The sequence below is a fragment of the Klebsiella sp. JN_Kp122 genome, assembly GCF_040062085.1.
In the GTDB taxonomy this organism is placed as follows: domain Bacteria; phylum Pseudomonadota; class Gammaproteobacteria; order Enterobacterales; family Enterobacteriaceae; genus Klebsiella; species Klebsiella aerogenes.
Map to the genome: position 1 here is coordinate 1 of NZ_JBEAHW010000021.1, position 14,531 is coordinate 14,531.

16 protein-coding genes and 1 tRNA gene are annotated in these 14,531 nt (G+C 52.4%); 10 read left to right on the plus strand and 7 right to left on the minus strand.

What is annotated here, in order from left to right:
* Window positions 1-83: 83 nt before the first annotated feature.
* Window positions 84-170 (plus strand) — tRNA-Leu (locus tag ABLU78_RS09795).
* 21 nt (window positions 171-191) lie between these two features.
* Here the strand turns inward: ABLU78_RS09795 and ABLU78_RS09800 are convergent.
* Window positions 192-431: a DUF1435 domain-containing protein gene (locus ABLU78_RS09800; protein WP_032706671.1), complete on the minus strand. Its 240-nt coding sequence runs from the start codon at window positions 429-431 to the stop codon at window positions 192-194.
* Window positions 432-697: 266 nt separating this feature from the next.
* Here ABLU78_RS09800 and ABLU78_RS09805 point away from each other — a divergent pair, with 266 nt between their 5' ends.
* Window positions 698-1,744 carry a GGDEF domain-containing protein gene (locus ABLU78_RS09805; protein WP_015368393.1) on the plus strand — a complete coding sequence of 349 codons (1,047 nt, stop codon included), beginning with the start codon at window positions 698-700 and terminating at the stop codon, window positions 1,742-1,744.
* A gap of 112 nt (window positions 1,745-1,856) precedes the next feature.
* Window positions 1,857-2,645 carry a siderophore-iron reductase FhuF gene (gene fhuF, locus ABLU78_RS09810; RefSeq protein WP_032713270.1) on the plus strand — a complete coding sequence of 263 codons (789 nt, stop codon included), beginning with the start codon at window positions 1,857-1,859 and terminating at the stop codon, window positions 2,643-2,645.
* Window positions 2,646-2,682: 37 nt separating this feature from the next.
* On the opposite strand, the gene ABLU78_RS09815 is transcribed toward fhuF, so the two are convergent.
* Window positions 2,683-4,026 carry a PTS sugar transporter subunit IIC gene (locus tag ABLU78_RS09815; RefSeq protein ID WP_032713269.1) on the minus strand — a complete coding sequence of 448 codons (1,344 nt, stop codon included), beginning with the start codon at window positions 4,024-4,026 and terminating at the stop codon, window positions 2,683-2,685.
* Window positions 4,027-4,362: 336 nt separating this feature from the next.
* Here ABLU78_RS09815 and ABLU78_RS09820 point away from each other — a divergent pair, with 336 nt between their 5' ends.
* Entirely contained in the window at window positions 4,363-4,821 is a 459-nt protein-coding gene (locus ABLU78_RS09820; RefSeq protein ID WP_032709833.1) for a YbaK/EbsC family protein, read from the plus strand.
* An 8-nt stretch (window positions 4,822-4,829) separates the two neighbouring features.
* Here the strand turns inward: ABLU78_RS09820 and bglJ are convergent, their stop codons facing one another.
* The 5 genes from bglJ to ABLU78_RS09845 all read right to left on the minus strand — a co-directional run bounded on the left by bglJ (window position 4,830) and on the right by ABLU78_RS09845 (window position 8,723).
* The gene (gene bglJ, locus ABLU78_RS09825; RefSeq protein WP_032709832.1) at window positions 4,830-5,510 is read right to left on the minus strand and encodes a DNA-binding transcriptional activator BglJ; all 681 of its coding nucleotides are present in this window, start codon (window positions 5,508-5,510) and stop codon (window positions 4,830-4,832) included.
* Window positions 5,471-6,193: a response regulator transcription factor gene (locus tag ABLU78_RS09830; RefSeq protein WP_015704315.1), complete on the minus strand. Its 723-nt coding sequence runs from the start codon at window positions 6,191-6,193 to the stop codon at window positions 5,471-5,473. The genes bglJ and ABLU78_RS09830 overlap by 40 nt, the downstream gene beginning before the upstream one ends.
* 259 nt (window positions 6,194-6,452) lie before the next feature.
* Window positions 6,453-7,322 carry a helix-turn-helix domain-containing protein gene (locus tag ABLU78_RS09835; protein ID WP_048230086.1) on the minus strand — a complete coding sequence of 290 codons (870 nt, stop codon included), beginning with the start codon at window positions 7,320-7,322 and terminating at the stop codon, window positions 6,453-6,455.
* 24 nt (window positions 7,323-7,346) lie between these two features.
* Window positions 7,347-8,531, minus strand: a complete 1,185-nt coding sequence (gene pobA, locus ABLU78_RS09840; protein ID WP_048230085.1) for a 4-hydroxybenzoate 3-monooxygenase — start codon at window positions 8,529-8,531, stop codon at window positions 7,347-7,349.
* 24 nt (window positions 8,532-8,555) lie between these two features.
* Window positions 8,556-8,723 (minus strand): hypothetical protein, encoded by a 168-nt coding sequence (locus ABLU78_RS09845; RefSeq protein WP_015368402.1) that lies wholly within the window; start codon window positions 8,721-8,723, stop codon window positions 8,556-8,558.
* 78 nt (window positions 8,724-8,801) lie between these two features.
* On the opposite strand from ABLU78_RS09845, the gene ABLU78_RS09850 reads away from it, so the two are divergent.
* The 6 genes from ABLU78_RS09850 (at window position 8,802) to opgB (ending at window position 14,512) form a co-directional block, all read left to right on the plus strand.
* On the plus strand, window positions 8,802-9,578 hold the full coding sequence (locus ABLU78_RS09850; RefSeq protein ID WP_015368403.1) for a threonine/serine exporter ThrE family protein: 777 nt from the start codon (window positions 8,802-8,804) through the stop codon (window positions 9,576-9,578).
* A complete protein-coding gene (locus ABLU78_RS09855) occupies window positions 9,569-10,042 on the plus strand; it encodes a threonine/serine exporter (RefSeq protein ID WP_015704312.1) in 474 nt (157 codons plus the stop codon). The genes ABLU78_RS09850 and ABLU78_RS09855 overlap by 10 nt, the downstream gene beginning before the upstream one ends.
* An 85-nt stretch (window positions 10,043-10,127) precedes the next feature.
* Window positions 10,128-10,667 carry a primosomal protein DnaT gene (gene dnaT / locus ABLU78_RS09860; RefSeq protein WP_015368405.1) on the plus strand — a complete coding sequence of 180 codons (540 nt, stop codon included), beginning with the start codon at window positions 10,128-10,130 and terminating at the stop codon, window positions 10,665-10,667.
* 2 nt (window positions 10,668-10,669) lie between these two features.
* Window positions 10,670-11,407, plus strand: coding sequence for a DNA replication protein DnaC (gene dnaC / locus ABLU78_RS09865; protein WP_015368406.1), 738 nt, complete (start codon window positions 10,670-10,672; stop codon window positions 11,405-11,407).
* A gap of 65 nt (window positions 11,408-11,472) precedes the next feature.
* Window positions 11,473-11,964: a DUF2501 domain-containing protein gene (locus tag ABLU78_RS09870; RefSeq protein ID WP_015704311.1), complete on the plus strand. Its 492-nt coding sequence runs from the start codon at window positions 11,473-11,475 to the stop codon at window positions 11,962-11,964.
* A gap of 256 nt (window positions 11,965-12,220) precedes the next feature.
* Window positions 12,221-14,512, plus strand: a complete 2,292-nt coding sequence (opgB, locus tag ABLU78_RS09875; RefSeq protein ID WP_048230084.1) for a phosphatidylglycerol--membrane-oligosaccharide glycerophosphotransferase — start codon at window positions 12,221-12,223, stop codon at window positions 14,510-14,512.
* The last annotated feature ends 19 nt before the right edge of the window (window positions 14,513-14,531 follow it).

Here is a 14,531-nt window from a genome sequence, read left to right on the forward strand (position 1 = left end):
TCAGGTGTTAGTGTCCTTACGGACGTGGGGGTTCAAGTCCCCCCCCTCGCACCAACGAGGCGATATCAGATTAAGAATACTGTGCGAAGGTGGCGGAATTGGTAGACGCGCTAGCTTCAGGTGTTAGTGTCCTTACGGACGTGGGGGTTCAAGTCCCCCCCCTCGCACCAATATTCTTACCCTTCTCTGTTTTATCCCATCAGCTTCAAATTCAACATGATCAGCATTATTCCACTGACCAGCGCTACGCTTGACGGCAACAGTACGAAATGACGTAACTGACGGTGCCAGATCATTGCCGCCGATAGTAGTAACCCCAGCACAATCATCACGCGCCAGGCTTCCACCGGCAGGCCAATCATGCCTAACGCCATCACCAGTACGCCCGGCAGCAGAATTCCCCAACCACTCCCTAAAGCTCGCTGCAACATGGTTTCGCCTCTCACAACGATAATGATAACCAATATCATATGATAATTCTTATCATTTGTCATGCCGGAGAGTTTAACTTTTATTACTCTTGCATTCAGGAGTAATGACATACATTCACTGGGATGATAAATTAAGCAAATTAAATCTATATATTACATTGTCTGATCATTTGCGCAGATAGCCTTATATTACGTGTTGTTTTATATTTTTCCCCCTTTGGCAGCCATCATCTTGAAACTTAACTACTAATAATGATAGTACCAATATGACTGCACAAACCTGGCGGGCTCATTACGAGCAAAAATATCAGTATTCCTTACGACTTTTTTTATTACTTAATTGTGTTTCTGCCGCTCTGTCGCTCCTCAGTCCGCTGTTTACCATTGTCACCGTCACGCTGCCGAGTTCGCTGATCTGTGCCGCCAGCCTGGGGTTCTTGTTATGGAATTGGAAATTTCCAAAACAGAAAATAAATATTCCTGTTATTTCTCTGTTATTTGGCATGCTATGGGCCTGGCACATCGTAATAAAAGCCTCATTGTTACCACCTCCACATTTTAACTTTCTGGTTATTGCCTTATTAAGCATCCTGTTTATTGGAACTATCGCTTTTTCTAACAATATCATTGCCTTTACTCTACATTCGCTACCGACTTTTATGGTGTGTCTGGTACTGGCCGGCGGCGAACAGTGGATGCGGATGTTTTACTGCTTTGTCCTGCCGGTTGCTGGAATTACGTTGCAAAACATTATGCAAAAGCGCAGCGATAATTTTACCCAAGGGCTAATGGATAAACTGTTGCAAGAGCGTAACACCCTGAACGATCTCAGTATGCTTGATCCATTAACCGGCCTGTATAACCGCCGTGGCCTGCAAAACCGGATGGATAACATCCTGGCAGTGGATACCTGCGAACATTTCATCCTGCTTTTGGATATTGACCATTTCAAAGCCTACAACGATAACTATGGCCATATGATGGGCGACCAGGCGCTAATCCAGGTATCCGCGGCGATTCGTAATTCCGTGCGTTCACGCGATATCGTCGCTCGATTTGGCGGTGAAGAGTTTATGGTGGTGCTGACCAGCAGCTCGGCGGAATCCGCCTTCCAGACAGCAGAGCGTATTCGCCAACGGGTTTACGATTTAAAAATCGCGCATCGTTTTAACGAAAGCGTCGCCACTCATGTCACTATCAGTATCGGGATGACCCCTCTGGTGAGTGGCGACATCGACAGTGCGATAAAACGCGCCGATAGCGCGCTATATGAAGCCAAAAACCAGGGACGTAATATCATTCTCGTCAACTAACGCTTCCAGCCCGCCGCGAGGGATATGCGGCGCTGACAAATCGCTTGCGCTCCCTGCAACGAACAACTAGTATCAGCAATCATTATCATTTAGATTTGTATCTGGAAATCTGATGGCTTACCGTACCTTCTCCTTCAGCGATGACATCATCTGGCGTGCGCCGCTTGCGCCCGTCGAGCATGCATTGGCGAATGCAGTACGGGAAAAGATCGCGGCGGTACGCCCGCATCTGCTGGATTTTCTGCGCCTGGATGAAGAAGCGCCGCCGCTTGCCCTAACCCTCACGGAATGGTCGCAACCGACCACCCTCATTTCGTTATTGGCCACCTATGGCGATCACATTTATCGCCATCAGCCCAGCCAGCCGCGCGAACAAAAACCCCTGCTTTCACTGTGGGCGCAGTGGTATATCGGCCTGCTGGTGCCGCCGCTAATGCTGGCGTTGCTAACTGAAGAACAGGCTATTAGCCTTGAACCAGAGCATTTTCGCGTTGAATTCCATGAAAGCGGGCGCGCGGCTTGCTTCTGGATTGACGTGCATGCCGACCATGATGCGTTGATGCTTCCCGCGCAAGCGCGTATGGATATGTTGGTCAATAAAGCCCTGAAACCGGTGGTGGAAGCGCTGGAAGCTACCGGCGACATTAACGGTAAGCTTATCTGGAGCAATACCGGCTATCTGATTAACTGGTATCTCGGTGAAATGAAAAATCTGCTTGGCGACGAGCAGGTGAACACGCTACGTCAACACTGTTTTTTTGCAAAACAGCAGGCCAGTGGCGAGGATAACCCGCTGTGGCGAACGGTAGTCCTGCGCGAAGGGCTGCTGGTACGCCGAACTTGCTGTCAGCGTTATCGCCTGCCGGACGTTCAACAATGCGGCGACTGCACGTTAAAGTAATTACCTGACGGGCGGCAATATGCCGCCCGTTGTCATTTTATGCGGTCTGCTCGTTCTCCTGCGCCGCGCGCTGCGCCTCTTCAGCTTCCTGCGCCAGCAGTTGCTTTTCGTACACTTTAAAGAACGGGAAGTAGATGATAGCCGATACGCAAGCGAGGACAACGACCAGAATCGCCGCGCGGAAATCCCATCCCAACGCCCATGCGCCGCCAATCGGCGCCGGCGCCGTCCACGGCACGACGGAGATAACACGACCGATCAGATCCAACTTCATGGCCGCCCAGGCAATCACCGCGTTAACCACCGGCGCCAGCAGGAACGGAATAAAGAATACCGGGTTCATCACGATAGGCGTACCGAAAATAACCGGCTCGTTAATGTTAAACAGGCTTGGCACCACGCTTAAACGGCCGATAGAGCGCAAATGCGCGGAACGGCTGCGCAGATAGCAGAACACCAGCCCCATGGTTGCGCCGGAACCGCCGACAACGATGAAGAACGTCCAGAACGCTTCCATAAAAATATGCGGCAGCGGCGCGCCCTGCGCCAGGGCCTGCTGGTTCATCCCCAGATTAGTGAGCCAGAACATCTGCAGCATGCCGGAGACAATCGCCGCCCCGTGAATCCCTGCGAACCACAGCAGGTGGCCAATCAACACTGCCAGCAGAATGGCCGGTAATGAATCCGCGGCGGATACCAGCGGTTTAAAGATAGCCATGATGGCCTGCGGGATCAGCATGTCGAAATGATGCTGGATAAACAGACTCAGCGGATAGAGCGTCAGTACCACTACCAGGACCGGGATCAGCAGATCGAAAGAGTTTTTAATCATCGGCGGCACCTGATCCGGCAGACGAATCCCGATGTTGTGCGCCTTCAGGAATCGCATCATCTCCACGCAGTAAATCGCCACCAGGATGGCAGTGAATATCCCGGTACCGCCCAGACTATCAACCGGCAGACTGCCATTGGTTTTTGGCGCTGCGATTAGCAGAAAGGCCATGATCGACAGCATGGCGCACATGAAAGGATCGAGCTGGTGCGCCTTTTCATAATGCTTGCCCAGGTTGTAGGAAATCGCCGCGCAGATATAAATGGACATGATGCCCATGGTCATATCAAAAGGCGTCAGAATGCGTCCTTCGAACTCTTTAGCCAAATCCAGCCAGGCGCGGGCGAAGCCCCAGGTAGTATCCGGCGAAAAAGGCGGATAAGCGAAGACTAAGAGAAAGGAACCCACGATCATAAACGGCATGGCCGAGATAAATCCGTCACGAATAGCCATGACGTGGCGCTGCGAAGAAATGCGCCCGGCAACGGGGCTTATATAATTCTCTACAAAGCGAAATATCAGATTAAACGCAGCATGGTTAGCAGACATAGCAGCCCTCCTGACAGGCTATCGAAACAGGCCCAACAACGGTAATCTTGCCGCTATGCTGAAATTAACTACGTATCGACAGTGGCTAATCGGAATTAAAGGTCGCCATATTGTCAGCAGAAATATCTCACGCGCGGCTGTTAGTTATCTTTGCTACAGGGAGTTACCTTGTCAGTATTCATCGACGAACGCCATACTGCAACCGGTTACAGTAACCGGTTGCGGTGATTGTGAAGAAGATCCAGAAATCAGAATAATTCCTGATTATCTATCGACAATATTTACAGATTTCCGGCCTTGTGACAGATTTAAGCGGATAACTATCAGGAGAACCCCATGAGTCTGCAGTCCGTGAGGCAGTTTTTTGCTGAACATGCCCCCGATATTGAAATCATCGAATTGAATCAAAGTACGGCGACCGTTGCGCTTGCCGCCGCCGCGCATCGGGTCGAACCGGGGCAAATCGCTAAGACTTTATCTTTAAAAGTAAAAGACCAGGTTATATTGATCGTCGCCAAAGGTGATGCCCGGCTTGATAATAAAAAACTGAAAGACGCTTTCGGGGCGAAAGCGCGCATGCTTAGTAGTGATGAAGTTGTTACGCTGACTGGCCATCCCGTCGGCGGCGTCTGCCCGTTTGGCCTGGAAAATCCACTGCCGGTTTATTGTGATGTCTCGCTCAAGCAGTATTCCGAAGTTCTGCCGGCAGCGGGGGCAATTCATAGCGCGGTACGAATTTCGCCTGAACGTATGGCGCAACTGACAGAAGCCGACTGGGTCGACGTCTGCCTGTAGATTGCCAGTTATTGCGCCAGGCGCATTCCCCGGCCGTCGTCATTATTAGCCGGCAGACACAGCAGAATGTCTGCCGCGCTGAGCAAGCCAATGTCAGAGTTCACACCCAGTTTGGTCATTGCATTAAATTTATGCGCGCGAATGGTTTTGATATTTCTATCAAGCCGGGTGGCTATTTCGGGCAGTGAATAGCCGTAAGTCATGTAACGCAGGATCGTATGCTCGGTTGGGCTAAGAATTTGCCCGCAGGAGCTATAGCTGCGATTGAGAATACTTTCTTTGTCCAGCGGCGCCTGTTCAATTAGCTGCAGTAAACGTTCTTGCAGGCGAGTAAGACAAGATGATTTATTGAGGATAGTTTGCGGGCTTGATGGCGTCAGATGGCTGATCAGACGCATTTCCGCCGTATTATCCGCCAGTACGATTCGCTGTATTTCGGGACGAGTTTGCGCAATCTCGTGTAAGAAGAGCAGGCTTTCCAGACGAATACGCCTGCTACCGGAAAGAGAAAAAATAACGGCAATAAAGTTTTTGGAAGCGAATTCGCGCTTTAGAGCCTGAGTATCTTTATAAAAATGAATGCTATATCTTTTACCCGCATCGTTACTTAAAATGTAACGAAGCGCCGTCTCAGTCATTGCGCATTTTTCTACGATAGCGACACATCGTGTTGTGAGATTTTTTTCCATTCCGTGTTATCTCCATAGGCTGAATACAGATTCAGTTCCTTCATTCCTTGAGCGCTATTGATCCAGGCATACATTTCTGCATTACTGCGTAACGAAAGTCGGCGCATGGCGCTATTTTTCTGCGCGCTTATCGTTTTATTGCTCTTTTTCAACAAGGCAGCAATCTGGTTAATTCCCCACCCTTTTGCCAGAAGCCGCAAAACTTTGCGTTCTGAAAAAGTTAAGATGACCGTCTCGCCAGCGTCATCACCTAAGTTATCCATCTCGGGTGAAAAAAGTGTCTGGCTAATTCTCTCAGCAGAAAGTTTGCCGGCGCGGATGACTTCAATGAAACGTCTTACCGGCTCGCTATCAGAAATCAGCGAACTCTCCGGCCGCATGAGAAACTCGACTGCCAAAGGGAAGCAGGAGTGGCCAACCATAAAAATCCAGTGAATATCCCGGTATTGATTCATTAACGAATAATAATGCTCACAAATATCTCGCGGGCGTTCAATGTGTCCGGAGAGGTCAACGACGACCAGTACGGCGCGGCGAAGCTGCAGTAACGTGAGTTCATCCTGCGAACCACAGAAACTTAGTTCGTAATCAGGAAGATGTTCCCTTAAAATAGCCTTCAGGCCGGATTGCATAACCGGTATTCTACTAATAATGACGCCAAATTTACCTTGTCCTGGCAACATAAAACCTCCGCATCCTGTCAAAGATTCACACCCGAAATAAATGACGGATGAATGGCTACTATAATATTATTTCACCTACTGAATCTTTATCGTCCCTGGTGGGCATAATGCACGCCCTGAAGTTAATTCCATAACCGTGAGGGATATATAACTATTACTCTCACCAACGATTTACCCTAACACAAAATGATGCCATCAATAAATTAGAAAAAATTAAAGCCCTCATTAGAAAAATTACCTTAAGAATTAAATAAATAACTTATTTAATTTCTTTCCTAAATGCTTTTGGCGAGACGCCATTATATCGCCGAAAGAATCTCGAAAAATAAGCAGCGTCAGTAAACCCTAAATAATCAGAAAGTTGTGTGATGGTCATGCTGGTATATTGCAGGTTACGCCGCGCTTCTAACATTAAGCGTCGATGTAAGACGCCTAATGCGCTGCAGCCATGAAATTCACGACACAAATAATTTAAATGCGTTGTGGAAAGCCCCACTAGCTTTGCATATTCAGCCAGCGGCAAATGTTCCCGGTAATGACTTTCAATCAGGCGGGAAAAATGGCGCATGACGCTGCGCTTACGTTCGGCTTTGTCTTCTGTCACCGATGTCGGCTGACACTGGCGGTTTAACCAGACCAGGAGCGCCCCCAGCAGCGAATGCAGCATCATTTCTCGCGCATCATGCTCCTCGCAGTACTCTTCACGCAAAGCGGTAAACAGCGAGTGAATATGGCCGCGTGAGCGTTTTACCGCCACGCACTGCGGCTGTGATAGCACATCAAGCGTTCGACCAAACTGGCTTTCAAAGCGGCTCAGCAGCGGCAGTGAAAGCGACAGGACAAATCCCTGAGTACCGGGGGAAAAACGGAAGCCATGAATGCATAATGCCGGCACAACCTGAATACAGGCTTCGGTCATGACCCTCGTCGCGCCCTCAACTTCGATTTCAGCGCGCCCCTTGTGCAGATATAATAGCTGCACCATTTCGGCATGTTGATGCACGCGGATATGCCACTCATAAAGGCTGCTGCGCTGCAAAATGGATTCACAATGCAGCAGATCCGGCGTCGGCCAACCGCGCTCTTCGCCATATAATTTAAAAACAGGGATCGTACTTGCGGTCGACATGGCATCTCCGGTTTTCGTTAGCCGTTACGTTACCTGCTCCATCGGCAAACCCACATAATTTTCGGCAATCGTCGTCAGCCCTGCGCGAGACCCCAGATAGTAGCGGCGGTCGGCGGACTGCATTTTTTTATCGAAATCACTTTGTTCAGGGAAGTCATGCAGCAGGCGAGTCATAAACCAGCTGAATCTCTCCCCTTTCCATACGCGGTCGAGAGCGAAGCGCGAATAGCTCGCAAGCAGGTCCGCACGGCCATGGCGATAATACTCGCGCAGGATCCGCCATAAATAATTGACATCCGACGCCGCCAGATTAAGCCCCTTCGCGCCGGTTGGCGGTACGATATGCGCAGCATCGCCGACCAGAAATAGCCGGCCATACTGCATCGGCTCGACGACATAGCTGCGCAGCGGCGCAATGCTTTTCTCAAGTGAGTGACCAGTCACTACCTTACTTGCCAGATCCTCCGGCAGACGCCGCTTTAACTCATTCCAGAAGCGTTCATCTGACCATGCCGAGACGTTATCGCTTAACGGCACCTGCAGATAATAGCGGCTGCGAGTGAGTGAGCGCTGACTACATAATACAAATCCCCGTTCGTGATGGGCGTAAATCAGCTCCGGATTTACCGGCGGCGTGTCCGCCAGCAAACCTAACCAGCCAAACGGCCACACGCTTTCATACTCTTTGAGAATGTCACGTGGAATGCTTTGCCGCGAAACGCCGTGGAAACCATCGCAACCGGCAATAAAATCGCACTCCAGGCGACACTTTTCGCCGCCGCTCACGTAAGAGACCACCGGTCGGTCGCTCTTAACATCCTCGATTGCCACCTCGCTAACGCCATAAATAATCGGCCCGCCGCTGTCGCGTCTTGCCGCCATCAGGTCACGGGTGACTTCGGTCTGGCCGTAGACCATCACGCTTTTACCGCCGGTCAACTCGCTGAGCGGTACCGGTACCCGCTGGCCTTCAAATAAAAACTCCACGCCATGATGAACCAGCCCTTCCGCATCCATTCGCTTTGCTACCCCCGCTTCGCGCAATAGCTCGACGGTACCGTTTTCGAGGATCCCCGCCCGTATACGTCCCAGAACATATTCCGCGCTCTGACGCTCAAGGATGACGGTATGAATACCAGCGTTATGCAGCAGTTGGCCTAACAGTAGCCCCGAAGGGCCCGCGCCAATAATGGCAACCTGTGTTCTCATGGGGTACTCGCTCTCAAAGGTTAATTATTTGTTTATTTTTTGTTTGCTAAAAGTTCCTGGATGCATTTTTGATAACTCAAACGGGAAAAAGAAGGGATGAATGGCGGTAAAAATTGCACTTTCCAACGAAGTGGTGAAAGTGTGGCGCGGTTCAAATTTCAGCCAACGCCATTGATGGAGCAATTTTTGCACATTGTTTGATCCGGCACGCCGCACAACGGGGTGGAGTTCAGGTACAAGTATCAATAGAGACGCGGACAGCAGGTACTTATGCAGGCAGATAAATCAGAGCAGCGCGCCGTCACCCGGTTGTGCATCCAGTGTGCCCTTTACTTACTCCAGCACGGTGCGGAAAGCGCGCTGGTTGAGGAGCTTTCTACCCGCCTCGGGCGGGCGTTAGGTATGGATAGCGTTGAAAGCGCTATCTCCTCTAATGCGATCGTGCTCACCACGATTAAAGACGGCGAATGTCTCACCTCCACGCGTAAAAACAGCGATCGCGGAATTAACATGCATGTGGTGACGGAGGTACAGCATATTGTGATCATGGCCGAACATAAGCTGTTGGATTACAAAGACGTCGAGAAGCGCTTCTCGCAGATCAAACCCTTACGCTACCCGCGCTGGCTACTGGTATTAATGGTCGGCCTCTCCTGCGCCTGCTTTTGTAAATTGAACAACGGCGGTTGGGATGGCGCGGTGGTTACCTTCTTCGCCAGTACCGTCGCCATGTATATTCGCCAACTGCTAACCCACCGTTCCATGCATCCGCAGATTAATTTCTGCATTACTGCCTTTGTCGCCACCACCATTTCCGGGCTGATGCTGCGTCTGCCGGCATTTAGCGAGACGCCGACTATCGCCATGGCCGCCAGCGTGCTGTTGCTGGTTCCCGGCTTTCCGTTAATTAACGCCGTGGCCGATATGTTCAAGGGCCATATCAATACCGGGCTGGCCCGCTGGGCGATCGCCAGCCTGCTGACGCTGGCGACCTGTATCGGGGTGGTAATGGCAATGACCATGTGGGGGCTACGCGGATGGGCATAATCTCTTATCTTTTCGACCTGGCGCAGGATATGGCGCTGGCGGCCATCCCTGCTGTCGGCTTTGCGATGGTGTTCAACGTCCCACAGCGCGCGCTGCGCTGGTGCGCGTTACTGGGCGCTATCGGCCACGGCTCGCGGATGGTGATGATGAGCGCAGGCTTCAATATAGAATGGGCCACCTTTCTCGCCGCGTTACTGGTCGGTAGTATAGGCATTCAGTGGTCGCGCTGGTATCTGGCGCACCCGAAGATATTTACCGTCGCCGCGGTGATCCCGATGTTCCCTGGGATTTCGGCTTATACGGCGATGATCTCGGCCGTCAAAATCAGCCATTTTGGTTACTCCGAAGAGATGATGATTATGCTGTTGAGCAACTTTTTAAAAGCCTCCTCCATCGTCGGGGCGCTCTCTATCGGGCTGTCTATTCCCGGTCTGTGGCTCTATCGCAAACGCCCGCGCGTGTAACCGCCAGCGCTGCTTCCTGGCCTCGCACTATGCTACTATGTCAGCAATTCCCCCACTCTTTGCTGTTCAGAGTTGAGATAGCGTTATGTCTTCACGAATTTTAACCACCGACTTTTGCGGTCTTGACGATTTCGTCGAGAACCACGCGGCCAGGCTGCAAAAATCAGCCAGCGGCGCCGTCGCCGTATTTGCCAATAACGCCCCGGCGTTTTACGCGCTGACGCCGGAGCGCCTGGCGCAGCTGCTGGAGCTGGAAGCTAAACTGGCGCGCCCCACCAGCGATATCGCGCTGGATGCGCAGTTCTTTGATGAGCCGAGCGCCGCGCCCGTCGCCGTGCCGATGGGAAAATTCGCCATGTATGCCGGCTGGCAGCCGGATGCCGATTTTCAGCGTCTGGCGGCGCTGTGGGGTATCGCCCTGACGCAGCCGGTCACCCCGGAAGAACTGGCCGCCTTCGTCGCCTACTGGCAGGCGGAAGGCAAAGTTTTCCACCACGTGCAGTGGCAGCAGAAGCTGGCGCGTAGCGTGCAAATCGGCCGCGCCAGCAACGGCGGGCAGCCGAAGCGCGATGTGAACGCTATTAGCGAACCCGATAACCAGATCCCGCGAGGTTTCCGAGGATGAGCATGAAAAACGTTGGCGATCTCATGAAGCGCCTGCAAAAAATGATGCCAGCCCACGTGCAACCGGCGTTTAAAACCGGCGAAGAGCTGTTGGCCTGGCAAAAAGAGCAAGGTAGGCTGCGTTCAGAGGCGCTGGAGCGGGAAAATCGGGCGATGAAAATGCAGCGCACCTTTAATCGCTCCGGGATCCGTCCATTACATCAGAACTGTTCATTCGATAATTACCGGGTCGAAAACGACGGGCAGATGATCGCCCTGTCCCGCGCCCGCCAGTACGTTGAAGAGTTTGACGGCAATATTGCGAGCTTCATCTTCTCCGGCAAGCCGGGCACCGGTAAAAATCATCTTGCCGCCGCTATCTGCAACGAGCTGCTGCTGCGCGGTAAATCGGTATTAATCATCACCGTCGCCGATATTATGTCGGCGATGAAAGATACCTTTGGTAATCGGGAAACCAGCGAAGAGCAACTGCTCAGCGACCTGAGCCGGGTCGATCTGCTGGTTATCGACGAAATCGGTATGCAAACCGAATCACGCTACGAGAAAGTGATTATCAACCAGATTGTCGATCGTCGCTCCTCCTCGAAACGCCCAACCGGCATGCTGACTAACAGTACCATGGATGAAATGAACAAACTGCTCGGCGAACGCGTTATGGATCGCATGCGCCTCGGCAATAGCCTGTGGGTGAATTTCACCTGGGATAGCTACCGCGATCGCGTTACCGGTAAAGAGTATTGAGAGATTTCCGAGCGTAAGCGGCGTTATACTGAAGGGATTCTTAAGTAACGACGAAGAGTACGTTTATGAAATCTTTGCAGACAGCTTTTTGCGTCGCTATCGCAGCCGGCGCGTTGATGGCGGCCCCTACCTACGCCGCCTCCTGGCAGGACTCGCTCAATAGCGCCGCCAGCCAGCTCAGCAGCAGTTCCCAGCAAAGCGGCGGCGGTATGTCGATGTCGTCCTTAACCAGCCTGCTCAACGGCGGCAACCAGGCGCTCACCTCCAGCAGCATGAACAATGCCGCCGGCGTTCTCTCTTATTGCGCGCAAAAAAAACTGACCTCGGTCACCAACGCCGACAACGTTAAAAACCAGGTACTGGATAAGCTTGGCCTGAGCACGCCGGAGAAACAGAAACAGGATACCGGTTATCTGGAAGGGCTACAGGGATTGCTGAGCAGTAATAACGGCCAGCAGTTGAATCTCAACACCCTGGGTAGCAGCCCGCTGGCTGAAAAAGTGAAGACCAAAGCCTGTGACCTGGTACTGAAACAGGGCGTTAACTTCCTGTCTTAAAGTTCCCCGCCGATGCCGCGTTTGGCGCTTTAGCGTTGCCAGCGCGGCCGCAATCGCTATTTTTACTTTTCTGCTCCTGTTTTCCCCGTGACGACAGGATGAGACATCGTACAAAAAAGACGCTTTCTAAACCAATTCTGAATCACAGCACACTTTCATGACACTACAATTGCAGCAGAAAGGCGCTGCCATTACAGTGTAGCGTGAAAATCGATCTATCCGGCCAGCCCGCCGCTGGCGCATACGAGGGTTAGCTGTGTCAGAGTTGTTATCCATCGCCTTGTTTCTCGCCTCGGTGGTGATCTATGCCTGGAAAGCCGGTCGCAACACCTGGTGGTTCTCTGCCACCCTGGCGGTGTTGGGGCTGTTTGTTGTGCTTAATATCACCCTTTACGCCAGCGACTACTTCACCGGCGACGGTATTAACGATGCGGTACTCTATACCCTGACCAACAGCCTGACCGGCGCGGGCGTCAGTAAATATATTCTGCCGGGTATCGGTCTGGTGCTGGCGCTGGTCGCCGTATTTGGCGTTCTCGGCTGGATATTACGCCGTCGCCGGCATCATCCGCATCACTTTGGCTACAGCCTGATTGCGCTGGTACTGGCGCTGGCCTCCGTCGACGCCAGCCCGGCGTTCCGCCAAATCACCGAACTCGTGAAATCGCAGTCCCGCGATGGCGATCCGGACTTCGCGGCCTACTACAAAGAGCCGTCGAAAAGCATCAACAATCCGCAGCTGAATCTGGTCTATATCTACGGCGAGAGCCTGGAACGCACCTATTTCAATAACGAGGCTTTCCCCGAACTAACGCCGGAACTGGGTAAAATCAAAAGCGAAGGGCTGGATTTCAGCAACACCGCGCAGCTTCCCGGCACCGATTACACCATCGCCGGCATGGTCGCTTCCCAGTGCGGTATTCCGCTGTTCGCGCCGTTCGAAGGCAACGCTTCCGCGGCGGTATCCAGCTTCTTTCCGCAAAATATCTGTCTCGGCGATATCCTGAAAAACTCCGGTTACGAAAACTACTTTGTGCAGGGCGCCAACCTGCGTTTTGCCGGTAAAGACGTTTTCCTCAAATCTCACGGCTTCGATCACCTGTACGGCGCGGAAGAGCTGAAAACAACGGTGGCTGACCCGTCCTACCGCAACGACTGGGGCTTCTACGACGACACCGTGCTCGACGAAACGTGGAAAAAGTTCGAAGCGCTCTCCCAATCCGACAAACGCTTTTCGCTGTTCGCTCTCACCGTCGATACCCACCACCCTGACGGCTTTATCTCACGCACCTGCGAGCGTAAACGCTATGACATGGATGGCAAAAAGAACCTCTCCTTCAGCGCCGTGGCCTGTAGCCAGGAGCACATCGCCGCGCTGATTGAAAAGATTAAGGCCTCGCCGTACTTCAAAAATACGGTCATCGTGGTTTCGTCCGATCATCTGGCGATGAAGAACACCGCCTGGGATTATCTGAACAAACAGGATCGCAGCAACCTGTTCTTTATCCTGCGCGGCGACCAGCCTCAACAGGATGTGCTGGCCGTGAAGCGTAATACCATGGATAACGGCGCAACGGTGCTGGATATTCTCGGCGGCGATAACTATATCGGCCTTGGCCGCAGCAGCCTTTCTGCAGAGTCGCTCTCCACTATCTTCATGAACATGAAAGAGAAAGTGCTGGCATGGAAACCGGACGTCATTCGTCTGTGGAATTTCCCGAAAGAGATGAAGAATTTCAGCATCGACTCGCAGAAGAACATGATCGCATTCTCCGGTAGCCACTTCCGTCTGCCGCTGCTGCTGCGGGTCTCTGATCAGCGCGTCGAGCCGATTCCGGAAAGCGAATATTCCGCGCCGCTACGCTTCCAACTGGCGGATTTCGCCCCGCGCGACAACTTCGTATGGGTCGACCGCTGCTACAAAATGGGCCAACTGTGGCGGCCGGAACTGGCGCTGTCCACCGACTGGTGCGTCTCTCAGGGTCAACTGGGCGGCGAACAAAAAGTACAGCATGTCGATAAGCCGCAGTGGCAGGGCAAAACCGCCTTTAAAGATACCGTCATCGATATGGAGCGCTATAAAGGCAACGTCGATACGTTGAAAATTGTCGATAACGATATTCGCTACAAAGCCGATAGCTTTGTGTTTAATGTCGCCGGCGCGCCGGAAGAGGTCAAACAGTTCAGCGGCATCTCGCGGCCTGAGCTGTGGGGACGCTGGTCTAATGCCCAGCTCGGTGACGAGGTGAAGATTGAATATAAAGAACCGCTGCCGGAAAAATTCGATCTGGTGATCACCGCCAAAGCCTTCGGCCCGAACGCCAACCAGCCAATACCGGTGCGCGTCGGGAAAAGCGAGCAAGTACTTACTTTAGCCAATGAAGTGACCACGACGACGCTGCATTTCGACAATCCGGCGCGCAGCAACACCTTAACCATCACTCCGCCGGAGCCCCAGTCCACCAACGAAGGCAATATTGTCGGCCACGCGCCGCGCCAGTTGGGCATTGGTATGGTCGACATTAAAATCGTCAGTCGCGAAGGTTAACGCCTGCGGCCCGGCGTCT